This window comes from Streptomyces sp. Ru73 (assembly GCF_002920575.1).
In the GTDB taxonomy this organism is placed as follows: Bacteria; Actinomycetota; Actinomycetes; order Streptomycetales; family Streptomycetaceae; genus Streptomyces.
In genome coordinates this window covers 84,165-105,857 of the sequence record NZ_PQSQ01000004.1, presented here as the reverse complement: position 1 = coordinate 105,857, position 21,693 = coordinate 84,165, and the positions used below count along the sequence as shown (strand labels likewise).

Below are 21,693 nucleotides of genomic sequence, written 5' to 3'. Positions count from 1 at the left end.
GCCGTGCCCGGCCCAGCGCGGCGGAACCCCCTCACACCCGGCTCGGTGCGGTGCGGGCGGCCACTTCGGCGACCAGCGCGCGCAGCGCGGCGGACCGGTCCGCCACCGGCTGCCAGCCGGTGATCCGGGTGAAGGCGGAGGAGTCGACCTCCATACTCTGCAGGTCGGTGGCCTCGGCCTCGGCCGGCGGCGGGACCTCGACGACCGGTACGCGAGCCGCCCCGGTGTGGTCCGCCACGGCTGCGGCGATCGTCGTGAACATGTCGCCGAGCGGCTCGCTGCGTCCGGTACCGATGACCCAGTGGCGGCCGCCGAGCGCGTCGGCGTGATCGAGGGCGGCGGCGAAGGCCCGGGCCACATCCGTCACATGGATCATCTCCCGGCGCACGGTGCGGTCCCACAGCTCAAGGCGGCGGCCCTCCAGAGCGCGCCGGATCATGGTGATCACCACACCGCGGTCGGCTGCGGTCTCCTGCGGGCCCGGACCGAAGATGGTCGGCATCCGCAGGGAGACGGCCCGGAGCAGGCCTTCGTCGTGGGCGGCCTTGAGAGCGAATTCGGCCTCCAGCTTCTGCCGGGGGTAGGCGCTCCTGGGGGCGTCCGGCTCCGAACCGTCGATGCGGAACGTTCCGGGGACGCCGACCGACGCCACTGATCCGGCGAACAGCACGGCGGGGCGCCGGCCCGGCACGGCGCTCTCCCGCAGCACGTCGACGAGGTCGTGCACCAGACCGACGTTGACCCGCTCGATCAGTGGGTCGCCGCCCGCGGCACGCCACGAGGTCGCGCCGGCGATCCGCGCGACCAGGTGGACGATCGCGTCCGCTTCCTCGACGGCGGCGGCGAGCTGCTCCGGGTGAGTGAGGTCGGCCGTCACCGACTCCACCACGGCGCGGGCGCCTTCGGGTACGGCCGCGGGGCGACGGGACACCAGACGCAGCCGGACGTCCCTGGCGGCGAGTTCGCGGGTGACGGCGGTGCCCAGATAGCCGGAGGCGCCGAGGACGACGACGAGCGGCCGGGCGGCGGGGGCCGTCACAGCGCTGCCTCGAGCGCGAGACTGGTCCGGTAGTCCGGCAGGATGCCCAGTTCGCGGGCCTGGGCCAGAGTGGGGGCCACCGTGTCACGGTCGGACAGGACCGGCTCGACGCCGTCCAGTGTGACGGGCAGTCCGAGTGCGGGGTCCAGCGGGGACACGGCGTGCTCGTTCTCCGCCACGAAAGGCCCGGACATCAGGTACACCATTGCGGTGTCGTCCTCGAGCGCGACGAACGCATGCCCCACCCCGACGGGCAGGTACGTCGAACGGAAGTGCTCCTGGTCGAGCAGGACCGAGTCCCACTGGCCGAAGGTCGGCGAGCCGACGCGGAGGTCGACGACCAGGTCGAGCGCCCGGCCCCGCGCGCAGTAGACGTGCTTGGCCGTGCCCGGCGGCGTCGAGGTGAAGTGCACCCCCCGGACCACACCCCGGCGGGAGTGGCTCTGACTGGCCTGGAAGACGGGGAAGGGATGGCCGGTCGCATCGCTGAACAACGGTCGCTGGTACGTGGCCACGAACAGCCCCCGGTCGTCGGGGAACACCTTGGGGGTGAACTCGTAGGCGCCCTCGACGGCGAGTTCCCGGGCGGTCGCGGTGGCTGTCTTATCGGTCTGTTGGGTCGTCATCAGTGGGTTCCCTGGGTCGTCACAACTCGGCGGCGTGGGAATTGAGCAGCGCCATGAGCGTGCGGGCCTGCACGTTCACGTAGCGGCCGTACCGCAGCAACGTGTTCAGCTGTCCGGCCGTGAGCCACCGGTAGCCCGGCGGCGGCTCGTCGGGCGCCTCGGTCTCGTCGGCCTCGACGATCAGATAGCGCGCCTGCGCGTTGAGGAAGCGGCCGCCTTCCTCCGAGTGCACGGCCTCGTAGCGGATCCGGTCGGGCCTCGCCGCGAGCACCATGTCCAGGAACGGGGGCCGGGCGTCCCCCGTGAGGTGTGCGTAGTGCCGTGGTGTGTACTGAACGGTCGGCGCCAGCTCGATGGAGTCGATGAAGCCGGCCTCGACCCGGGCGTGTGCGAGCAGATGGGGGACGCCACCGATCTTCCGGGTGAGGAAGGCGATGACGCCGGAGTCCCGGGGTTCGAAAAGTGGCTGTGTCCACGCGCCGACTTCGCGGTTGGACGCCTGGACCCGCACCGCGACCACCCGGAAGTACCAGCCGAGGTCGTGGTCCATGGAGTCCGTGCCGCGCCGCCAGCCGGTCACACCGGCCAGCGGGATCCGGCGGACGTCGACCGAGTGACGGGACCGCTCCGCCGCGTACCACGACAGCAGCTCGGCATCGGAGTGCAGGGCACCGGGCTCTTCGAAGGGGACGGGAAGGCAGGCGAGTACGGTACGCGAGTCCATGTTGACCACGTCGTCGCGACGCAGCAGCTCACCGATCTGTCCGAGCGTCAGCCAGCAGAAGTCGTCGTCGACCGCGACGTCCTGCGTCGTCTCGACCACCACGTTGCGGTTGAACTTGCGGTAGAACCAGGCCCCGTGCTCGGACTGCAACACGTCGACCAGCACGGTCGCGTCGGCCGCGCCCGTGAAGTACTGGAGGTACTTCACATCGGCGCCCTTGTGCGCCTTGGTGTAGTTGCTGCGGGTGGCCTGCACCGTCGGCGACAGCTGGACCAGGTTGGTGTTACCGGGCTCCATCTTGGCCTGCATGAGGAAGTGCAGGACGCCGTCGAACTCCTTGGCGAGGATGCCGAGAATGCCGATCTCGGGCTGGTTGATGATCGGCTGCTGCCACTCGGGGAAGGGGCCCTCCCCCACTGTGACGTGCAGGCCTTCGACGCTGAAGAACCGGCCCGTGTCATGGACCAGGTTCCCGGTCTCCGGGTGGAACGACCAGGCGTCCATGTCGGCGAACGGGATCCGTTCCACCCGGAACCGGTTCACCGTGGTCCGGTGCGTGAGCCAGCCCGTGAAGTCGGTGAGGGACATCCGGCATCCGGTACCGCCGGTGGCCGCGGACCGGGCCAGCCGGGCCGGCAGCCCGACATCCTGACGTGCGCTGAGCGTTGAAGTGGTCGGCATCGGCTCGTCCTCGTCCGTCGTCCGCTCACTCGCCCCACTTCATGTAGATGACCGGCGGCTCGCGGCCCGGCAGCTGGCGGAGCGGGGCGTGGTCGAGGCCGAAAACCTCGCGCAGGGCCGTGGTCTCGCCCGGCCACTTCGGGTGGGCGAGCTCATCGAACGCGAGGATGCTGCCCTTGGTCAGGTGCGGCCGGATCGCGTCGAGGAGTTCCTTGGTGGGCTGGTAGAGGTCCAGGTCGAAGTAGGCCAGGGCGATGACCGTCTCCGGGTTCTCCTCCAGGTACTGCGGAACGGTCTCGCGGACGTCCCCCTGGACGACGAAGGACCGCTGCGTGTGCCCGAACGGTTCGGACACTTCGTGGGCCGCGAGGACCTCGCGCAGGTGGTCGACCTCACCCTCCGGTGTCGCGAAACGGCCGGGGACGGCACTGGTGCTGACCTTGTCGACGTCCTGGATGTCCGCGGGGAAACCGGTGAAGGTGTCGAAGCCGACGATCCGGCGCAGCGAGTTGTACGGCTCGTAGATGCTCCGCAGGGCGGTGAGCGTGGTCAGGTGACGGCCGTGCAGTACACCGAACTCCATGATGACGCCCGGGACTTCGGGCAGCATTCGGTACAGCGCGTCCATGGAGAGCAGGTCGGCGAGCTGGTGGCGGCGCATGTAGACGGGCAGGTTGTCGATCAGGTACTCGGGCGGGATGGGGCTCTCGACGAGAAGCTTCGTCAGCCGTTCCCGCGCCTCGCGTTCCTGGTCCGACTCGTGGGGAACGATGCGCGGGTCGGTGAATCCGTCCTTGGCCATGAGAGGGCAGGTCCTTTCGTCGGTGAGTCAGGAGAGCCAGGCGTCGGGCGCCGGTCCGCCGCGGCCGACCGGAGGGAAGAGACGGTCGAGCAGGTCCAGTACGTCCTGGGGCAGTGGCGAGTCCAGCGCGGCGAGGGCGCCGTCGATGTGTGCTTCGGTCCGGGGACCGATGACAAGCCCGGTCACACCGGGACGTGACAGGGCCCAGGCCATACCGACCTCTGCGGGATCACGGCCGAGGTCGGCGCAGAACTTCTCGTACGCCTCGATCGCTTGGCGGTGGCGCTCCAGGGCCTCCCTCGCACGTCCCTGGCCCGACTTGACCGCGGTGTTCTCCCGCAGCTTGCGCAGGACGCCGCTGAGCAGGCCGCCGTGCAGCGGCGACCAGACGAGGACGCCGAGTCCGTAGGCCTGCGCTGCGGGGATCACTTCGAGCTCCGCGTGGCGGGTCACGAGGTTGTACACACACTGCTCGGAGGCGAGGCCGAGGAAGTGGCGCTGCCGGGCGGCCTCCTGTGCGGAGGCAATGTCCCAGCCGGCGAAGTTCGATGAGCCGACGTAGCGGACCTTGCCCTGGGCCACCAGGATTTCCATGGCCTGCCAGACCTCGTCCCAGCGCACGCTCCGGTCCAGGTGGTGGATCTGGTACAGGTCGATCCAGTCGGTACCGAGCCGCCTCAGCGAGGCCTCGCAGGCGGAGATGATGTGCCGGGTGGACAGGCCCGCCCGGTTGGGCCCCTCGCCCATGGGGTCGCCCACCTTGGTCGCGAGGACGACCTCGTCCCGCCGGGAGGGGCCGGTGTTGAGCCAGCTGCCGATGAGTTCCTCGGCGTAGCCCTTGTGGACGCGCCAGCCATAGGTGTTGGCGGTGTCGAGAAAGGTGACACCCCGCGCGACCGCGTGGTCGAGCAGCCGATGCGCGCCGGGCTCGTCCAGCCGGCCACCGAAGTTGACGGTACCGAAGGCGAGCTTGCTGATCTCCAGCCCCGTACGGCCCAGCCGGGTGTGGAGCGGGCTGCCGGTCATGTGTCGTACTCCCCACTGCGTGGACGGACCTTGCGCTGTGTGTCTCAGCATGGAGAGGCCCTCTCGAAGGGTCCTGGTGTCCAGCTGGACCCGCCGAAGAGGCCGCAAGGCACGGGGCCGGCGTGCCCGGGACGTCCCGGGCACGCCGGCCCCGTGCGGTGTGCGGACCGGCTCAGCCGAAGATGTGGATGTGCTCGTCGACCCAGTCGCGCAGGGTCAACGGCGCCTTTCCAGTGATCTGCTCGACGGCGTCGGAGATCTTCCAGTCCCAGGCGGCCGACTGGCGCTTGAGCTCCAGCAGGGCCTCGAGGCGGGGACCGCCCCAGCCCAGCCGGTCGAACTCTGCCTGCGTCTCGGCCTGGGTGCGCTCGACGACGGTGATCTCCTGGCCGAGGGCCGCGCCGACGATCTCGCCCTGGCGCTGCGGGCTGAGAGCCTCGCCGCCGGTGAGCGTGTAGGCCTGGCCCTCGTGTCCGGAGGTGGTGAGGACCTTGAAGGCGACGGAGGCGATGTCCCGCGGGTGGATCATGGCGGAGACCGGGTCGCCCTCGGTCACGTACATGGTCCGCTCCTTGCTGATGGTGTCGGCGTAGCCGTAGAGGTAGACCATGAAGGTGCCGGGGCGCAGGATGGTCCACTCCAGGCCGGACTCCTGGATGACCTGCTCACCCTGGCGGTGGCCGGAGGTCAGCGGGTCGGTGGCGCCGAAGCCGACACCGCTGGTGGAGAGCTTGACCAGGTGCTTGACGCCGGCCTCACGCGCGGCGGCGACGAGGGTGCGCTCCTGGACCGGGCCCTCGGGGCCGTAGCCCGGCGGGACGACGAAGACGCGGTCGGCTCCGGCCAGGGCCGCGGGGAGCGTCTCGGGCTTGTCGAAGTCGCCGGCGACCACCTCCACGCCGTCGGGAAAGCGGGCCTTCTCGGGAGAACGGGTCATGGCCCGTACGGGAACGCCTGCGGCGGCGAGCTGGGTGACGAGTTCGCTGCCGACGTTGCCGGTGGCGCCGGTTACCAGAATCATCTGTGGATCTCCTTGGATGTGCGGGCACGGCAGGACGCCGTGCGAATAAGGCCGTTGGGGGGAGAGGGGTGGGTCAGTGTTCGTCGCGGGCGACAGAGGAGTCGCTCGCCGCGTCGATCTCGGAGTCCTCGGCCCCGGCGCCGCCGCGGCCGCCGGAGAGCTTGACGTCCTTGAGGAAGAGTGCGGTCACCAGCCCGACCAGGACGATCGGGATCACCGCGTAGAAGACGGCACGGAGCGAGTCCGCGTAGATGTCGGCGACTTCGAGGCGGACGGTGTGAGAGAGGCGGCCGAGTACCTCGGGCGCGAGCGAGCCGTCCTTGTCGACCCGGACGCCGGATTCGCCACCGAGGCGCTGTTCGAGTCCGGCGCCGAGGCGCGCGTTCATCAGGGCGGCGAAGAACGAGACGCCGAGCCCGGTGCCCAGCTGCCGCATGAGGGTGGCGGTGCCCTGCACGGCGCCGATGTCCTGCATTGTCGCGGTGTTGCGGGCGGCGAGGCTCAGCGCCTGGGAGTTGAGACCGCCGGCGATGCCGAAGAGCAGGACGTACGCAATGGCGACGGCAGCGCCCGTCTCGGGGCCGGCCGTGGAGAACAGCACGGCGGCGACGGCGAACACAGCCATGCTGGCCACCGGGAACCAGCGGTAGGAAGCGGTGTGTCCGATGATCTTGGCGCTGGCCCACGAGGTCACCACGACGCCGAGCATCATCGCGGTGAGGATGTAGCCGGACTTCTCCACGTCGAGGCCGAGGACGGTCTGGAGCCACAGGACCAGATAGTTGATCAGGCCCAGGCCGACGAAGCCGGCGATGAATCCGAGGATGACGACGATGGTGAAGGTCTGGTCGGCGAAGAGGCGCAACGGGATGACGGGGTCCACCGCGCGGCGCTGCGACAGGATGAACAGCGCGATCGCGAGGACGGATCCGGCGGCGAGGCCGAGGATGACCGGCGAGCTCCAGGGGTACTTGACGCCTGCCCAGCCGGTCAGCAGGTTCAGGGCGACGATCCCGACGACGAGGAGGAGAACGCCGGCGTAGTCGATGTGGGCCTTCTTCTTGGGCTGCGCGGGAAGATGCAGCATCGAAGAGACGACGACCAGCACCACGGCGCCGAGGGGCAGATTGACGAAGAACACCCAGCGCCAGTTGGCGAGTTCGGTCAGCACGCCGCCGAGGGTGGGGCCGGCGAGCGAGGCGGCGCCGAAGGTGATGGAGAACCAGCCGTAGTAGCGCGCGCCTTCGCGCGGGGAGAACATCTCGCCGATGAGGGCGAGGACACAGATGAACAGGCCGCCGCTGCCCGCGCCTTGGATGACGCGGAAGGTGATGAGCTGACCCATCGTCTGGGCGATGCCGCAGAGCGCCGATCCGACGAGGAAGACGATGATGGAGGCCATGAAGACGCGCTTGCGTCCGAACAGGTCGCCGAGCTTTCCGTAGACCGGGACGGCGGCGCTGCCGCCGATGAGGTAGCCCGTCGTGACCCAGGCGAACTGGTCGAGTCCGCCCAGGTCACTGACCACGCGAGGCAGCGCGGTGGCGACGATCTGGGAGTCGAGCAGGGAGAGGAAGACCGCCACCATCAGGGTGAGGACGACCGCATTGGTCTTGGCGGACGGAGCCGGCGCGGCAGGGGCCCCGAGGGCAGGCTCGGGTGAAGGGGAAGCCATGAGGAATCCTTGTAATCGAAGAGCGGTGCCGTGATGCAGGGCATCGCCCGGAACGGGAGTACGCAGAACGAAGTCGTTGAAGAACGCTGCCTGTGAAACAGCAGCGGAGAAGGAAAGGGTGGTCGGATCTCGTCCGACTCCGGCCTTTTACGGCCCTCTCAACCGTTGATCAGACGTCAGCAGATGCGCTGATCACGGTTCTTCGCGATCGTTTTTGCTACTCGCCACTTCCTCTGTGTCGATTACAGATGTCCAGCACTGTAACGGAAGTTCCGCTTGCGATGCAAACCACGGCCAGGCCGACCGAGCGGTGACGCCGGGGTCAGGGAATCAGTACGACCTTGCCGGTATGGACGCGTGCCTCCATCAGCTCGTGTGCCTTGGCCGCCTCCGCAAGCGGAAGCCGGCTGTGCACGACGGGTGTGACCTGGCCCGACTCGACGTACCCGAGGAGTTCCCTGCGTCCCGCTGCGACCACGTCGGGCCGGTCCTGGAAGAGCGCGTAGAGGTTGAAGCCGTGCAGTGACTTCATGTCGACGAAGTCCCAAGGTGAGATGGCCGGCGGGCGCTCGCCCGACGCCCCGCCGTAGCAGACGATGCGGCCAAAGCGGGCGGCCAGCTCGATGCTGTGCTTGAGGACCTCGTTACCGACGGTCTCCAGCACCAGGTCGGCACCCTTGTCACCGGTTGCCGCACGGACCTCGTCCACCCAGTCCTCGTGCCCGTAGCACACCGCGACGTCCGCGCCGATGGAGCGGATGAAGTCGAGCTTGGCGGGCGAACCGACCGTACCGATGATGCGGCCCGCACCACGGGCGCGGGCGAGCTGCACCAGCAGGTGACCGATGCCACCGGAGGCAGCGTTGATCAGGACGGTCTCACCTGGCTCGAGGCGTCCGACTGTCGTGAGTACGTGGTAGGCGGTCTCCCCCGGGCTCGGCAGTGCAGTGGCCTGCGCGGCGTCGATGCTGCCGGGGACCGGGAACACCGTGGCCGCGTACGCGGTCACGTACTCGGCGTAGGCGCCGTACCGGACAGGGGCGACGACACGGTCCCCCACGGACACCTGGCTCACGCCGGCGCCGACCGCCTCGACGACACCGGCGACGTCACCGGCAGGCGCGGCGGGCAGGGTGGCGGGGCCGCCGATCGGCAGGCCCTGACGCTTCTGGACATCGGCAAAGTTGACGCCGATCGCCTCGGCGCGGATCAGCACCTCACCGGGACCGGGCTCCGGCTTTCGGGCCTCTTCGAGGCGCAGCACGCTCGGATCGCCGTGCTCGTAGTAGCGGACGACGCGCATGGTTCCTCCAGGGAATCGGGGTCGGGTCACCAGGTGACGGGGACGGTGCGGAAGCCGCTGAGCAGCCGACCGGGCATCCATTCGAGTTCGTCCTCGGTACACGCGAGCTTCAGCGTGGGGAATCGGTCGAACAGGTTGGTCAGCGCGATCTGCATCTCCATGCGCACCAGCGGGGCGCCCAGGCAGTGGTGGATACCGTGGCCGAGCGTGAGATGGCGCGTGTCTTCGCGGCGGATGTCGAGACGGCCGGCGTCCGGGAAGCGCTCGTCGTCCCGGTTGGCGGCACTGATCGCCGCCAGTACTCCGCTTCCCGCGGGGATGGTGGTGTCCCCGAAGGTCATGTCCTCCAGCAGGATCCGGTAGGCGGCACCGTCCCCGGGCCCCTGGTAGCGCATGAGCTCCTCGACCGCGTTGGGCATGAGCTCCGGGTGCGCGCGCAGGTCGGCCAGTTGTTCCGGGTGCAGCAGCAGCGTCGCGACGCACAGCCCGATCTGCAGGAAGGTCGTCTCGTGGCCGGCCATGAGCAGCTGGGTCGCCGTGGACACCAGCTCCCCCTCGCTGAGCTGGTCGTCGACGTCACGCGCCGCGACGAGCGCGCTGAGCACGTCGTCGCCGGGGGCGCGCCGCTTGTCCGCGACGAGCGAGCCGAGGTACTCGCGCAGCTCCTCGGCAGCGGCCCGGATCTCGTCCACCGGATTGTTCTCCAGGACGAGGAAGGCCTCCGACCACTTGCGGAACCGGGACCGGTCGCCCCGCGGCACGCCCAGCAGGTCGCAGATCATGTTGATCGGCAGCGGATGTGCGTACGCCTCGACGATGTCGGCCGAGTCGCCGCCCCGCTCCATCTCGTCGAGGAGTTCGTTCGTGAGCTGGTGGATGCGCGGGCGGAAGCTCTCCACCAGTTCGGGTGTGAACGCCTTGGCAACGAGCCGGCGCAGCCGGGTGTGCTGCGGCGGGTCGGTGAAGTTGAGGCTCTCCAGCGGCGGCCAGTTGGTCATCAGTGGCACACCCGGGCGGTGCAGGTCGGCGCTGCAACGGGGGTCGAGCAGGACCCGGCGGACGTCCTCGTAACGGCCGACCATGTATCCGGGCGAGCCGCTGGGCATCGTCAGCTGCGCCACGCGCTCCTCGCGCAACGCGGCGAAGTCGACAGGGCAACGGGTCGGATAGTCCCGGTGAAAGGGAAAGGTGAACTTCGGCGCTTCTTCGGTCATCGGAGTCTCTTCGTTCGCGACGGTCGAGGTCACCGGCTCGGGAACCGGGGAGCGGCCGGCCGCCGCGGCCACCGAAGTGGTCGCGGCGGGCCGGCCGGCGGGCGTCATGCGCCGCCGGTGACCCGGATCGTCTGGCCGTTGATGTTGCCGTTGGCGCGGGAGCCCAGGAACACGATCGTGTTGGCCACGTCCTCGGGCACCGAGAGCCGGCCTGACGGGAGAGTCTTCGCCTTGGCCTCCAGCGCCGCGGCCGGGGCGATCCGGCGTACGTTCTCGGTCATGGTCTGACCGGGGGCGACCACGTTGACCAGGATGTTCTCCGGGGCGAGCTCCCAGGTGAGGCTCCGCGCGATGCCCAGCAGTCCGGCCTTGGCCGCACCGTAGGCCGCGCCTCCGCGCATGCCGTAGTCCGCCAGGCCCGAGGAGACCATGACGATGCGGCCCCACTCGCGGCCACGCATGGCCGGCAGGGCGGCGGCGACCGTGTGGAAGGTCGCGTCGACGGAGGTGCGCAGCACCTCCTGCCACACCTTCGGGTCGGCGTCCTCGAAGTCGGGCATCACCCGGCCGGGGCGCGGGATGCCCTCGGACCACACCACGGCGTTGCTGACCAGGACGTCGATCCCGCCCCAGGTGTCGGCGACGGCCTTGACCGCGCTGCGTATGACGGTCTCGTCGGCCAGGTCGTAACGGACGGTCAAGGTGTCGGCGGCCCCCGCCTCGCGGGCGAGCCGGGCCGTCTCTTCCGCACCGTCCTTGTTGCTGTGATAGGTGATCGCCACCCGCGCGCCGTCCGCCCCGTAGGCGAGGGCGGTCGCCCGCCCGATGCCGGAGGAAGCCCCCGTCACCAGCACTACCTTGTTACGGAGATCGGTCTCCATCAGTCACTCCATTCCAGCCGGATTGTCGGTTCGGTCACCGTGGCCGCGCGGCGCACCAGACCTTCTTCGCCACACCCGCCAGCGCGTGTGCCTCGGCACCGAAGCCCTCGGGGTCGCCTTCCGGACCGATGCGCCACACCGGAACGGGCACCACGCCGGGCTCGATGAGTTCGAGCCCCTCGAACAGCGCGGTGACCTCGCCGAGATCGCGCCAGTAGACCTCGCTGACGTTCTCCTGGTAGGTCTGCGACGCGGACGCGGGGACGTCTTCGGGAGCCGGCTTCTTCTCCATGCCGGCGTGCGAGATGACGACGTAGCTGCCCGGAGCGAGCTTGTCGGTGAACTGTCGCAGCATGGCCTTCGGGTCGTCCGCGTCACTGATGAAGTGCAGTACCGCGGCGAGGATCAGCGCGACGGGGCGCGAGAAGTCGATCAGGTCCTCGGTCTCCTGCGCGGCGAAGATGTCACCGGGCTCGCGCAGGTCCCCCAGGAGGGAGGCGGCCTGCCGGTTGTCCGCCAGGATGGCCTTGCCGTGGGCCACGGCGACCGGGTCGATGTCCACATACAGCACTCGGCTGTCGGGGTTGTTCTCCAGGGCCACCTCGTGCACGTTGCCCTCGGTCGGGATGCCGGAGCCGATGTCGAGGAACTGGTCGATGCCGAGGTCGGTCAGCTCCTTGACGGCGCGGCGCAGGAAGGCCCGGTTGGAGCGCAGGGTGCGCGGCAGCAGGGGGTTCTTGTCCGCGATGGACTTGGCGACCGCGACGTCGGCCGGGAAGTTGTGGGTGCCGCCGACCCAGTAGTCGTAGACCCGGGCGATGCTCGGCTTTTCGATGTCGACCTCGGGCGGTGCCCAGGAAGGACGGTTCACGGAAGTCTCCTTGTACGGCTGCGGTGCAGGGATGGGCGGGCGCGGACCACGCGGGTCAGCGGAGACGGACCGGGAGGGAGGCCAGTCCGCGCAGGTTGAAGCTGGGGCGCCAGGACAGTTCCTCCGCGGGCTTCGCGAGGCTCAGCCCGGGGAAGCGGCGGAACAGCTCGCTGAGCACGATGCGGCCTTCGAGGCGGGCCAGGGGCGCGCCGATGCAGTGGTGGATGCCGTGACCGAACGCCAGGTGCCCGGAGTTCTTGCGGGTGATGTCGACGCGATCGGGGTCGTCGTAGCGCTTCGGATCGCGGCCTGCGGCGGTCAGCGAGATCGTGATGAACTCCCCTTCGGGGATCAGTACCTCGCCCAGCCGGATCGGCTCCAGGGTGAAGCGCCAGGTGGCATTGGCCAGTGGCGCGTCGATGCGCAGGAACTCGTCGATCGCGCTGTCCCACAGGCCCGGGTCGGCCTCCAGCAGGGCACGCTGGTCAGGGTTGGTCAGCAGCGCCAGTGTGCCGGTGTTGAGCAGGTTCACCGTGGTCTCGTGGCCGGCGACGAGAAGCAGGAAGGCCATCGAGATCAGTTCGACCTCGTCGAGCTTCTCACCCTCGTCGGTCGCCTCGATGAGCGCGGTCAGCATGTCGTCGGCCGGGGTCTCGCGCTTGACGGCGATGAGGGCGCGCAGGTAGGCGACCATGTCCTGGCTGGCGTCGAGGGCCTCCTCGCTGCCCTGGCCGGAGGTGAGCAGGTTGGACCAGCGGCGGAATGTGTCGCGGTCCTCCGGCGGCACGCCGAGCAGCCAGCAGATCACGGTGAAGGGGACGGGGAAGCTGAGGGAGTCCATCAGGTCCGCCTCGTCGTGGCAGTCCAAGGCGTCCAGGAGCTCGGTGACCAGCTCGGTGATCCGCGGGCGCAGCGCCTCCACCTGGCGCATGGTGAATGCCTTGGCGACGAGCTTGCGCAGTCGTGTGTGGTCCGGCGGGTCGCTGTCCAGCATGGTGGTGCTCAGTTCGGTCGCGAACTGCTTGCGCGTGCCCCGCTGCGCCTGGAAGTGCGCCTGCTTCTCGGCGTCCACGAAGTTCTGCGGGACCAGGCCGTAGCCCACCCGCATGTCCTTGCTCACCCGCGGGTCGGTCAGCAGCGCTCTGGCGTCCTCGTAGCGGGTCACCAGCCACGTCTTGAGGCCGTTGGGAGTGGCCACGAGGCGTGCGGGCGACTCCTCGCGCAAGGACGCGAGCGTGGGGTGCGGGTCGCGGAGGAAATCGGAATCGAACAGCTCGAGCACTGTGTTCGGCGTCGCGGCACTGGCCACGTGGAGCTCCCTCGAATGGCGGTGGATTCATGCGTTCAGTTCGCGAATTCGGCTTTTTCCGGGCCTCATTCAGCCACAGGAAATCGGGGGTTCCCACCCCGGTCCAGGCGGCTTCGACCCCGCTTCGAGCGGGCTTCGAACATTGGCTTCATGGCCTGGGAATACGGCTCCACGGAGCGCGTGGAGGAAAGAGCGGCGGCCTGCCGGACCGGACCGGCGGCGATCCGGTCCGGCAGGGAGGGTGCGGGGGCAGTCAGTAGCGGGCGAGCACCTTGTAGATCTCGAAGGGACGCTCACGCCCGACGTCCCGGAATGCGCGGAGCGGGGCCGTCTGGTCCTTGTGCCCCGCGCCGGCCTCCCATGTCTCAAAGGACTCCCAGCTGTCCCAGTAGCTGACCACGACGTAGCTGTCGGGCCGGCCCACCTGGTTCATCAGCTGGTTCCCGAGGAGGCCAGGGGTCCCGGCCATGCGGCGGCTGGCCTCGTGGTACGCGGCCACGATGTCCGGCCCCCGGTCGGCGAGGTGGTAGAGCACCACCTCCACCGCCGGGGCGGCGGAGCCGCTCATGCCGCCGCGCCGGCAAGGCGGGCGACGACGTGCATGGTCGTCATGGAGCCGCCGCTGCGGTACGGGTGGAGCTTGGTGCGGTGCTGCAGGTGGCGGTCGCTGCTCTCGAACGCACGGAACTGGGCCTCGTCGAGCCAGTCGCTCACGATGTAATAGACCTCGTCCTCGCCCTGTTCGGCGCCGCGGGAGAGCCATTGCCCGATGTTGGCCGGATGACTGGTGACAGATTCACCGACTTCCTTCCACACCCGCTCGAATTCGGGGCCCATGCCGGGCTTGATCTCCATGCGCAGCATGACGCGGAATACGGGCCGGGACACCTCAGATTCCTCCGTCGACGTTGAGCGTCTCACCGGTGACGTACGCGGCGAGATCGCTGAGCAGGAAGAGGACCGGCGCGGCCAGTTCCTCGACGGTGCCGAGCCGGGCGAGCGCCGTCTTCTGGGCGTAGGTGGCCCGCAGGCCCTCGGCTCGCTCCGCCGGCATGCCGGCGAACGCCTCGGTCTCGATGACACCGGGCGCGACGACGTTGACGCGGATCCCCTTGCCGCCGAGCTCCCTGGACAGCGAGCGGGTCAGGCCGATCATCGCGGATTTCGCGGCCGTGTAGTGGGCGCGCAGCGGGATGCCGGCGGCGGCACCGCGGGAGCCGATGTTGACGATCGAGCCACCGGGGCCGAGCAGCGGCAGCGCCTGCTGGATGACCCGGTACGCAGCGGTGAGGTTGGTGTCGATGACCCGCGACCACTCTTCGGCCGGCAGCTCGGCGAAGGGGATGTGGGTGATCGTTCCGGCATTGTTGACGACGCCGTCGAGCCGTCCGTAGCGGTCGCCCGCCTCCTTGACGAGCCTGTCCACTTCGGCTGTCTCGCCGACATCCGCGCGGATGACGTGGTGGTTGCCGCCGGTCTCCTTGAGCTCACGGCGCAGGCTCTCCACGTATTCGCTCTCCTGGCGGTAACAGGTGAGCACATCGGCGCCGGCATGTGCCGCGGCCAGCACGATGCCGCGGCCGATCCCCCGGGTGCCTCCGGTGACGAGCAGCTTCTTGCCGCGCAGTGCGAATTCCACGGTGTTTCCCTCCTGTGGTGCGTCGGTGGAGTCAGCCGGCGAGGGCGGTGCGCGCGGCGGCCTCGAGCTTTTCCTTGATGAGGTTCATCTGGACCGCGGTGTTGCGGTTGATGCGGTCCGTCATGCCCGCGTCGTCGAGTGGAGCCCCGTCCTTCATGTGGAAGTCCTGGGTCCACTGCATGCGGACGCCCGCGTCCTCCTGGGTGTACTCCCAGCGGATGTTCATGTACTCGAACGGACCGGTCTCCACGCGGTGGGCGCGGACGGTGCGGGTCGCCGCGTCGGTGGTGCGCCGGGAGACCCAGCTCCACACCTTGCCGTTCTCGTCCGGGTGCAGGGCGAGGCGGAAGGTGACGGTCGGGCCGTCCTGCTCCAGGACTTCGGCGACGGAGTACTCGCTGAACAGCTCGGTCCAGGACGCCACGTCGTTCGTGCGCTCCCAGACGAGATCCATCGGGGCATCGATGAGGACGGAGTTGGAGGTGTGGCCTGCCATCAGAATCGGTCCTCCGCGAGCGGTGCGGCGGTGAATGTGCGCATGACTTCCTGCCTTTCACACAGCGGGGTCACTTGATGTGGTCGGTGCGGTCCCCGGCGGCCACGACCAGCACGGAGGTGAAGCCGCCGTGGCCGCGGGCCAGGACCACGGCGGTCCTCGGCGCGGTGTGCCGTGGGCGGTCGACGACGAGGTCGATGCCCAGAGACGGTGCGGGGCGGCCGGTGCCGACGGTGTGCGGGATCACGCCGGCGCTCAGGCTGAGCAGGGCGGTGGCCACGTCCAGGGCCGCACCTCCGGCGTAGAGCCGGCCGGTGAGCGTCTTGGGCGCGGTCACCGGCACCCGGCCGGTGCCGAACACCTCGTTGACGGCGGCAGCTTCGGCGACGTCGAGACGCGGTACGCCCGCGGCGTCGGCGAAGACGACGTCCACGGCATCCGCCCCGAGCCCGGCGTCCACGAGCGCCCGGCGGATCACCGAGGCGAGCACGGGCGGGCGCCCGGAGCCGGGCGGCGGGTCGAACCCGGCCGCGTAGCCGAGGATGCGGCCGTAGTGCCTGGCGCCCCGTTCGCGCGCGCCCGCTTCCGTCTCGACGACGAGCATGGCCCCGCCTTCGCCGGGCACGTAGCCGCCGGCGGCCTCGTCGAAGGGCAGGTAGGCGCGGGCCGGGTCGTCCTCGGTGGCCAGCGCGCCGGTGGACAGCTGGGCGGTCAGGCCGTACGGGCACAGCGAGGCGTCCGTACCACCGGTCAGTACCAGCCGGGACCCGGTGTCCAGCAGCCGCCGGGACTGGCCCAGCGCGTCCAGGCCGCCCGCCTGCTCGGCGCAGACGACCCCGCAGGGGCCGCGCATGCCGTGGCGGATGGACACCTGGCCCGTGGTCGCCGCGTAGAACCAGGCGATCGACTGGTAGGCGCCCACCCAGGCCGGGCCCCGCTGGTAGAGCTGCTCCATCTCGTGCTGGCCGAATTCGGTGCCGCCGGAGGAACTCGCGGTGACCACGGCCATCTCGTATTCGGGCAGCTGGGCCGGGTCGGCGCCCGCGTCGGCGAGCGCCGCCTCCGCCGCGGCCAGCGCGAAGTGGGTGTACCGGTCGGTGCGGCTGACAAGGGTCTTCGGGATCTGCTCACGGGCATCGAACCCGGGCACTTCCCCAGCCACCTTCAGCGGGTAGGTGGACGGGTCGAAACGGGTGATGCGTCCCAGAGCACTCTTGCCGGCCAGCACGGATTCCCAGTGTTCGCGGACTCCGATGCCGGTGGGCGCTACCACGCCGAGACCGGTGACGACCGCGGGACGCCGTCGTCCGTCGGGTATGCCGAGCGCGCTCATGCCGCCTCCCTTCCGCTCCCGGCGCCGGGACGGCCGAGGATCAAGGCGCTCTGGAAGCCGCCGAATCCGCTGCCGACGCTGAGTACGTGGTCCATGCGGTGCTCGCGCGCGGTGACCGGTACGTAGTCGAGGTCGCACTGCGGATCGGGGACCGACAGGTTCGCCGTCGGCGGTACCACCTGGTGGCGCAGGGCGAGAGCGCAGGCGGCGACCTCCAGCGAGCCGATCGCACCCAGCGAGTGGCCGATCATCGACTTGATGGAGCTGACCGGCACCTCGTAGGCCCGCTCCCCCAGGCTCCGCTTGAACGCGGCCGTTTCGTGCCGGTCGTTCTGCTTGGTGCCCGAGCCGTGCGCGTTGATGTAGTCGATGTCCTGCGGGGCGAGCTGCGCCCGGTCCAGGGCGAGGCTGATGGCCTCGGCCATTTCACGGCCGTCGGGCTTGAGCCCGGTCATGTGGTACGCGTTGGAACGGCTCGCGAAGCCGACCGTCTCGGCGTAGGCGGTGGCACCACGGCGGCGGGCCGATGCGGCGTCCTCGATCACCATGACCGCTGAGCCCTCACCGAGTACGAAGCCGTCGCGCCGGCCGTCGAAGGGCCGGGAGGCGGCGGCCGGGTCGCCGTCGCTGTTGGGCGTCGTGGCCTTGATGGCGTCGAAGCAGGCCGAGGTGATGGGTGACAGCGGCGCGTCGGTCGCCCCCGCGATGACGATGTCGGCCGTGCCCTCTTCGATGAGCTGGACCCCGTGGGCGATGGCGTCGAGCCCGGAGGTGCAGCCAGTGGAGATCAGCGCGACCGGACCCTCGGCCCCCGCCTGCCAGGCGACTTCGGCCGCCAGCGTGCTCGGCACCATGTAGCCGTACAGGTGCGGAACACCGTAGGTGTGGTCGACGAGCCAGTTCCGGCCGCCGTCCGACAGCACCGCGTACTCGTCCTCAAGGCCCGTGGTGCAGCCGACGGCGCTGCCGATGCTGACGCCGATACGGCCTGGGTCACCGGCGGTGAGGTCGATGCCGCTGTCCTCGATGGCTTCCCGGGCGGCGACGACCGCGAACTGTGCGGCCCGGTCCATCCGGCGGACTTCCTGGGGGCTCAGGCCCGCGGCCAGGGGGTCGAAGTCGCACTCGGCGGCGACCCGCGAGCGGAAGTCCGACGCGTCGAACAGGCTGATCTGCCGAGTGGCCGTACGGCCGGCCGAGAGCAGGTCCCAGTAGGCGTCGCGGCCGATGCCGCCGGGGGCGACGGCGCCGACCCCGGTGATGACGGCGCGACGGCTCATCGAGCTCCTCCGACGTCCGGGTTGGCGCCGTCCTCGGTGAGCGGGGCCTCGGTGTCGACGTGGCCGAGTTCCGGGCGGGGTGCCAGCGGTGAGAGGTGGAAGACCACCTGTGCCGGCTCCTGGCCGGTGTTGACCAGACGGTGACGGACGCCGATCGGGACGAGCAAGGAATCACCGGGGCCGATGCGTACCGGCTCCCCGTCGAGGGTGATCTCCAGGTCGCCCACGACGACGTGCAGGAACTCCTCGGAGTACGGGTGAAGGTGCTCGGTGACGTACTCGCCCGGGGCCAGCCGCAGCGTCCCGCCGAAGCCGGAGGTGCAGCCGACGGTGCGCGGGCTGAGGGTGATCCGGATGTCCCCGCCGCGCTTGCGGTTGGCGGTGACGTCTCCCAGGCCGACCTTGGTCCGGTGCGCTGCGGTGGTCATCGTCCACCGCCCAGGTTCGGCGCGGACGGGGGTGTGACGAACGGTCCGTCCTGCGGAGTCCAGGAGTAGAACGGGACGGCCATCGCGTCGCGCGGCTCGCGCCAGTTCGGGTCGTAGGGGGAGATGAACTCCTGCAGGCGGGTGTTGATGTCGTTGTACAGCGGGTGGCTGCGCGCCTTGTAGAGATTCGGGCCGATGTCCTGGTCGGCCTCGACGAGGTGGAAGTACAGGTTGTGGAAGGCGAACAGGGTTCGCCTGGAGACACCCACCATGTGCGGCAGGTCGGTGCTGTCCGAATCCGCGAAGACCTTGGCGACGCCTTCGGCGTCATCGAGGTCCATACGCGCCACGATCAGTGTGCGGTGCACGTTGCCCTCCTGGCTTCTTCGGTCGTTGTGCCACCCTCGTGGAGGGCTCTCGAAGCTGTCTTGAACAGGTCTGGACCCGCTGCGTGTGCGGTCACGGACGGAGGTCGATCCCGTACTCGGTCATCCAGGTGTCGAGCTGCAGCACCATCTCCATGCCGGCCCGCTCCACCCACGCGAAGGCGCCCTGCGGCGAACCGTCGGCGGTCAGTGCCGCAGCGGTGGCCGAGGCGTCCAGCAGCCCCGCCACGGCGGCGTTGCGGTCGGTGGCCAGCTCGATGAACCGCCGGCGGACGAAGTCGCCGTAGGCCGCCTCCTGTGTGGCCGGGTACGCGCTCTTCTTGCGGCGCAGCACCGCCTCGGGCAGCAGGTCGGCAACGGCTGAGCGCAACAGGCTCTTCTCGACACCGTCCACCCGCTTCATCGTGGCCGGCACGTTGTAGACGTACTCGACGAGCGCGCGGTCGCAGAACGGGGGCCGCAGTTGCACACCGTGGGCCATGCTCATGCGGTCGGCGCGGTCGAGATGGGTGGGTGCCCAGCGGGTGAGGGCGAGGTAGGTGACCTCGCGGGCCCGGCGCTCGGCGGAGGACTCTCCGTCGACGTGCGGGACCTCGGTGAGGGCATCGCGGTAGTGCTGGTCGGCGTAGCCGATGAAGTCGAGTTCCTTGCGCAGCTGCCGGTCGACCATGGAGGTGCCCAGACCGCCGGCGGCGGCGTCGTGACCACGCTCGAAGGAGACCCACGGGAAGGTGTGCGAGTTGCTGTGCTTCGGGTCGTACGCCCAGAAGTACCCGTTGAAGACCTCGTCGGCCGTCTCGCCGGAGAGCACGGCGGCGAAGCCGGCCTCGCGCAGCCGGGCGAAGAACTGGACGAGGGAGACGTCCATGTCGCCGAGCGGGGACGGAGCATCCTGCATGCGCAGGGACGTGGCACGCGCCTCGGGGTCGGTGAGCGCTGAGATGTCGAGGAGGATCTCGGTGTGCCGCGAGCCGATGTGCTGTGCGGCGAGCGCCGCGAACGGTGCGTCGGGCGTGGCCCGCATCGTGGGGTGCGGCTCGAAGTGCTCCGTGTACCCGGTGAAGTTCACCGAGAAGCTGCGCAGCGGTCCGTGGGCGGGGGGCAGCGCCCGGTGGGCGAGGGCCGTCAGCGCGCTGGAGTCGATTCCGCCGGAGAGCATGGCGCCTACGGGCACGTCGGCGCGCAGATGTGAGGAGACGGCGTCGCCGAGCAGGCGGCGGACCGTGGCGACGGTGTCGTCGAGGCTGTCGGTATGCTGCCGGGCGGGCAGTGACCAGTAGCGTTGCTCCTTGCTGCCGGGGCGGCGTACGACCAGCACGTGACCGGGGATGACCTCGCGCATGCCGCGGTAGACGGCCGTGCCCGGCTTGCGGCTGTGCGCGAACAGCTCGCGCAGGCCGTCGGCGTCCACGACGGGGGCCACGTCGGGGTGGGCGAGGATCGCCTTGGGCTCCGAGCCGAAGATCACGCCGGTGGGGGTCGGGTAGTAGCTGAGCGGCTTGACGCCGAGGCGGTCGCGGGCCAGCAGGAGTTCCTGGCTGCGGACGTCCCACAGGGCGATGGCGAAGAGGCCCTCGAGGTGGGTGAGGAAGTCGGTGCCCCACTCCAAGTAGGCGTGCAGGGCGGTCTCGCCGTCCCCGCGGCCGGTGAACCGGTGTCCCCTGGAGGTCAGTTCGGTGCGCAGCTCGGTGTGGTTGGTGACGGCCCCGTCGAGGGTCAGGACCGCGACGGTGGTTCCGCCTTCGGTGGTGTGGACGACGGGCTGGCTGCCGGTCTCCGTCACGTCGAGGAGGGCCAGGCGCCGGTGTGCGAGCGCGGCGTGGCCCTGGAGCCAGGTGCCCCGGCCGTCGGGGCCGCGGTGGGCGAGGGTGTCCGCCATGGCCTCGACGGTGTCGGTCTGCGGGGACAGGTCCCGTTCGAAGTCGACCCAGCCGGCGATTGCGCTCATCGGGAGGTCCTCTCATTCATGGCGAGTTCGTCGGTGCCGCCGGTGCCGAGCGTGACGGTGACGAGGGCGAGCGGGACGCCGGTGACGGCGGCGCGGAAGTCCTCCAGGGCAGGGGCCGGACCGCTGTCGTCGACGGTGATGCCGAGGCGGCGCTGCGCGGCCTCGGCGCCGTAGCGCTCGTACAGCTCCAGGTAGCCCCGAGCGGTCAGCTCCGGGTCGGTGACCAGTGCGAAGCGGGCGGCGGTGCGCTTGCCGTTCCAGGTGAGCTCGCCCTCTGCGGCCGGGTTGAAGTTGTGCCGCCAGGAGCTGCCGGTGGCCACGTACAGGGCGCTGCCGATGCGATGGACGCCTGCGGGCACGGTGTAGGCGTGGCCGCTGCGTCGTCCGGTGAAGTGCAGTAGCGCGAGGTGTGCGGCGACCGGCCCCGGATCGGGCCGCGCGAGCAGTGCGATCATGCGGGCGTTGGCGGTGGCCCGGTCCTCTGCACCGGGCAGGGCCCGGGTGATGCGTGGGCGTACCGTGGCGGCCCGCTCGTTCCCGGCGGTCACGAGAGGACCACCGCGGCGGCGGTGAGGGTGCAGCCCGCGACCGCGAAGCAGGTGCGCAGCAGGTGCCAGTCCCGCCACTGGGTACGCGGGTCCTCCCAGTCGGGGCCGATGTCCTCCGGCCGGGTCTTCTTGACCCGGTTGTTGATGGGTACGTTGCGGGTCTGCGAGACCACCGCGACACCGGCCATGGCCAGCGCGGCGCCGATGAACAGCACCCGCGGCCCGGTCGCCTCGGCGTGCACGGCGAAGGCCGCGTCGACGAGGAGGGAGCCGCTCACGATGAACGGCATGATCCGGTCGTACCGCTTGCCGAGCAGCTTGTGGGTGTCCACATAGCGGTCCGGGGTCATCGCGATCAGGGCGGGCATCACGCTGATCGCCACGGCGAACAGTACGCCTGCCACCAGCCCGGTGCCCAACAGCACCAGCACACTCAGGGTTTCCACCACGGCCCGCGGCCTCC

The 21,693-nt window shown here is 70.0% G+C and carries 23 protein-coding genes; all 23 read right to left on the bottom strand.

Annotated elements, in window-relative coordinates:
• Positions 1–31: 31 nt before the first annotated feature.
• Positions 32–1,039, bottom strand: a complete 1,008-nt coding sequence (locus C3486_RS03155; RefSeq protein ID WP_103830974.1) for an NAD(P)-dependent oxidoreductase — start codon at positions 1,037–1,039, stop codon at positions 32–34.
• Positions 1,036–1,665, bottom strand: a complete 630-nt coding sequence (locus C3486_RS03150; protein WP_103830973.1) for a dTDP-4-dehydrorhamnose 3,5-epimerase family protein — start codon at positions 1,663–1,665, stop codon at positions 1,036–1,038. Before C3486_RS03150 ends, C3486_RS03155 begins: the two co-directional genes overlap by 4 nt.
• A gap of 19 nt (positions 1,666–1,684) precedes the next feature.
• Complete coding sequence (locus tag C3486_RS03145; RefSeq protein ID WP_103830972.1) at positions 1,685–3,070, bottom strand: NDP-hexose 2,3-dehydratase family protein; 1,386 nt, start codon at positions 3,068–3,070, stop codon at positions 1,685–1,687.
• 25 nt (positions 3,071–3,095) lie between these two features.
• Positions 3,096–3,872: a class I SAM-dependent methyltransferase gene (locus tag C3486_RS03140; RefSeq protein ID WP_103830971.1), complete on the bottom strand. Its 777-nt coding sequence runs from the start codon at positions 3,870–3,872 to the stop codon at positions 3,096–3,098.
• 27 nt (positions 3,873–3,899) lie between these two features.
• A complete protein-coding gene (locus C3486_RS03135) occupies positions 3,900–4,898 on the bottom strand; it encodes an aldo/keto reductase (RefSeq protein WP_103830970.1) in 999 nt (332 codons plus the stop codon).
• A gap of 172 nt (positions 4,899–5,070) precedes the next feature.
• On the bottom strand, positions 5,071–5,919 hold the full coding sequence (locus tag C3486_RS03130; RefSeq protein ID WP_103830969.1) for an SDR family oxidoreductase: 849 nt from the start codon (positions 5,917–5,919) through the stop codon (positions 5,071–5,073).
• 73 nt (positions 5,920–5,992) lie between these two features.
• Positions 5,993–7,594: an MDR family MFS transporter gene (locus tag C3486_RS03125; protein WP_103830968.1), complete on the bottom strand. Its 1,602-nt coding sequence runs from the start codon at positions 7,592–7,594 to the stop codon at positions 5,993–5,995.
• Positions 7,595–7,916: 322 nt separating this feature from the next.
• Complete coding sequence (locus tag C3486_RS03120) at positions 7,917–8,897, bottom strand: zinc-binding dehydrogenase (protein WP_103830967.1); 981 nt, start codon at positions 8,895–8,897, stop codon at positions 7,917–7,919.
• Between the two features lie 26 nt (positions 8,898–8,923).
• Positions 8,924–10,111, bottom strand: a complete 1,188-nt coding sequence (locus tag C3486_RS03115) for a cytochrome P450 (protein ID WP_181138422.1) — start codon at positions 10,109–10,111, stop codon at positions 8,924–8,926.
• A 104-nt stretch (positions 10,112–10,215) separates the two neighbouring features.
• The gene (locus tag C3486_RS03110) at positions 10,216–10,992 is read right to left on the bottom strand and encodes an SDR family NAD(P)-dependent oxidoreductase (RefSeq protein ID WP_103830965.1); all 777 of its coding nucleotides are present in this window, start codon (positions 10,990–10,992) and stop codon (positions 10,216–10,218) included.
• Between the two features lie 34 nt (positions 10,993–11,026).
• A complete protein-coding gene (locus C3486_RS03105) occupies positions 11,027–11,863 on the bottom strand; it encodes an SAM-dependent methyltransferase (protein ID WP_103830964.1) in 837 nt (278 codons plus the stop codon).
• Between the two features lie 55 nt (positions 11,864–11,918).
• A complete protein-coding gene (locus C3486_RS03100; RefSeq protein ID WP_103830963.1) occupies positions 11,919–13,172 on the bottom strand; it encodes a cytochrome P450 in 1,254 nt (417 codons plus the stop codon).
• 253 nt (positions 13,173–13,425) lie between these two features.
• Positions 13,426–13,740, bottom strand: coding sequence for an antibiotic biosynthesis monooxygenase (locus C3486_RS03095; RefSeq protein ID WP_103830962.1), 315 nt, complete (start codon positions 13,738–13,740; stop codon positions 13,426–13,428).
• Positions 13,737–14,036, bottom strand: coding sequence for an antibiotic biosynthesis monooxygenase (locus C3486_RS03090; protein ID WP_103831035.1), 300 nt, complete (start codon positions 14,034–14,036; stop codon positions 13,737–13,739). Before C3486_RS03090 ends, C3486_RS03095 begins: the two co-directional genes overlap by 4 nt.
• Before the next feature lie 25 nt (positions 14,037–14,061).
• On the bottom strand, positions 14,062–14,811 hold the full coding sequence (locus C3486_RS03085; RefSeq protein ID WP_103830961.1) for an SDR family NAD(P)-dependent oxidoreductase: 750 nt from the start codon (positions 14,809–14,811) through the stop codon (positions 14,062–14,064).
• A 31-nt stretch (positions 14,812–14,842) separates the two neighbouring features.
• Complete coding sequence (locus tag C3486_RS03080; RefSeq protein WP_103830960.1) at positions 14,843–15,307, bottom strand: SRPBCC family protein; 465 nt, start codon at positions 15,305–15,307, stop codon at positions 14,843–14,845.
• Positions 15,308–15,377: 70 nt separating this feature from the next.
• Positions 15,378–16,640: a ketosynthase chain-length factor gene (locus tag C3486_RS03075; protein ID WP_103830959.1), complete on the bottom strand. Its 1,263-nt coding sequence runs from the start codon at positions 16,638–16,640 to the stop codon at positions 15,378–15,380.
• Positions 16,637–17,920, bottom strand: coding sequence for a beta-ketoacyl synthase (locus C3486_RS03070; protein WP_103830958.1), 1,284 nt, complete (start codon positions 17,918–17,920; stop codon positions 16,637–16,639). Before C3486_RS03070 ends, C3486_RS03075 begins: the two co-directional genes overlap by 4 nt.
• On the bottom strand, positions 17,917–18,348 hold the full coding sequence (locus C3486_RS03065) for a cupin domain-containing protein (protein WP_103830957.1): 432 nt from the start codon (positions 18,346–18,348) through the stop codon (positions 17,917–17,919). Before C3486_RS03065 ends, C3486_RS03070 begins: the two co-directional genes overlap by 4 nt.
• On the bottom strand, positions 18,345–18,716 hold the full coding sequence (locus C3486_RS03060; RefSeq protein ID WP_103830956.1) for a TcmI family type II polyketide cyclase: 372 nt from the start codon (positions 18,714–18,716) through the stop codon (positions 18,345–18,347). The genes C3486_RS03065 and C3486_RS03060 overlap by 4 nt, the downstream gene beginning before the upstream one ends.
• A gap of 91 nt (positions 18,717–18,807) precedes the next feature.
• Positions 18,808–20,682, bottom strand: coding sequence for an asparagine synthase (glutamine-hydrolyzing) (gene asnB / locus C3486_RS03055; RefSeq protein WP_103830955.1), 1,875 nt, complete (start codon positions 20,680–20,682; stop codon positions 18,808–18,810).
• Positions 20,679–21,230: a hypothetical protein gene (locus C3486_RS03050; protein ID WP_103830954.1), complete on the bottom strand. Its 552-nt coding sequence runs from the start codon at positions 21,228–21,230 to the stop codon at positions 20,679–20,681. Before C3486_RS03050 ends, asnB begins: the two co-directional genes overlap by 4 nt.
• Complete coding sequence (locus tag C3486_RS03045) at positions 21,227–21,679, bottom strand: DUF1772 domain-containing protein (protein WP_103830953.1); 453 nt, start codon at positions 21,677–21,679, stop codon at positions 21,227–21,229. The genes C3486_RS03050 and C3486_RS03045 overlap by 4 nt, the downstream gene beginning before the upstream one ends.
• Positions 21,680–21,693 lie beyond the last annotated feature (14 nt).

Bases quoted from the DNA above. Each gene is read 5' to 3' on its own strand.
- C3486_RS03115 (WP_181138422.1), bottom strand. From the start codon at position 10,111: ATGACCGAAGAAGCGCCGAAGTTCACCTTTCCCTTTCACCGGGACTAT.
- C3486_RS03135 (WP_103830970.1), bottom strand. From the start codon at position 4,898: ATGACCGGCAGCCCGCTCCACACCCGGCTGGGCCGTACGGGGCTGGAG.
- C3486_RS03110 (WP_103830965.1), bottom strand. From the start codon at position 10,992: ATGGAGACCGATCTCCGTAACAAGGTAGTGCTGGTGACGGGGGCTTCC.
- C3486_RS03095 (WP_103830962.1), bottom strand. From the start codon at position 13,740: ATGAGCGGCTCCGCCGCCCCGGCGGTGGAGGTGGTGCTCTACCACCTC.
- C3486_RS03070 (WP_103830958.1), bottom strand. From the start codon at position 17,920: ATGAGCCGTCGCGCCGTCATCACCGGGGTCGGCGCCGTCGCCCCCGGC.
- asnB (WP_103830955.1), bottom strand. From the start codon at position 20,682: ATGAGCGCAATCGCCGGCTGGGTCGACTTCGAACGGGACCTGTCCCCG.
- C3486_RS03090 (WP_103831035.1), bottom strand. From the start codon at position 14,036: ATGCTGCGCATGGAGATCAAGCCCGGCATGGGCCCCGAATTCGAGCGG.
- C3486_RS03065 (WP_103830957.1), bottom strand. From the start codon at position 18,348: ATGACCACCGCAGCGCACCGGACCAAGGTCGGCCTGGGAGACGTCACC.
- C3486_RS03140 (WP_103830971.1), bottom strand. From the start codon at position 3,872: ATGGCCAAGGACGGATTCACCGACCCGCGCATCGTTCCCCACGAGTCG.
- C3486_RS03150 (WP_103830973.1), bottom strand. From the start codon at position 1,665: ATGACGACCCAACAGACCGATAAGACAGCCACCGCGACCGCCCGGGAA.
- C3486_RS03120 (WP_103830967.1), bottom strand. From the start codon at position 8,897: ATGCGCGTCGTCCGCTACTACGAGCACGGCGATCCGAGCGTGCTGCGC.
- C3486_RS03080 (WP_103830960.1), bottom strand. From the start codon at position 15,307: ATGGCAGGCCACACCTCCAACTCCGTCCTCATCGATGCCCCGATGGAT.
- C3486_RS03130 (WP_103830969.1), bottom strand. From the start codon at position 5,919: ATGATTCTGGTAACCGGCGCCACCGGCAACGTCGGCAGCGAACTCGTC.
- C3486_RS03075 (WP_103830959.1), bottom strand. From the start codon at position 16,640: ATGAGCGCGCTCGGCATACCCGACGGACGACGGCGTCCCGCGGTCGTC.
- C3486_RS03125 (WP_103830968.1), bottom strand. From the start codon at position 7,594: ATGGCTTCCCCTTCACCCGAGCCTGCCCTCGGGGCCCCTGCCGCGCCG.
- C3486_RS03145 (WP_103830972.1), bottom strand. From the start codon at position 3,070: ATGCCGACCACTTCAACGCTCAGCGCACGTCAGGATGTCGGGCTGCCG.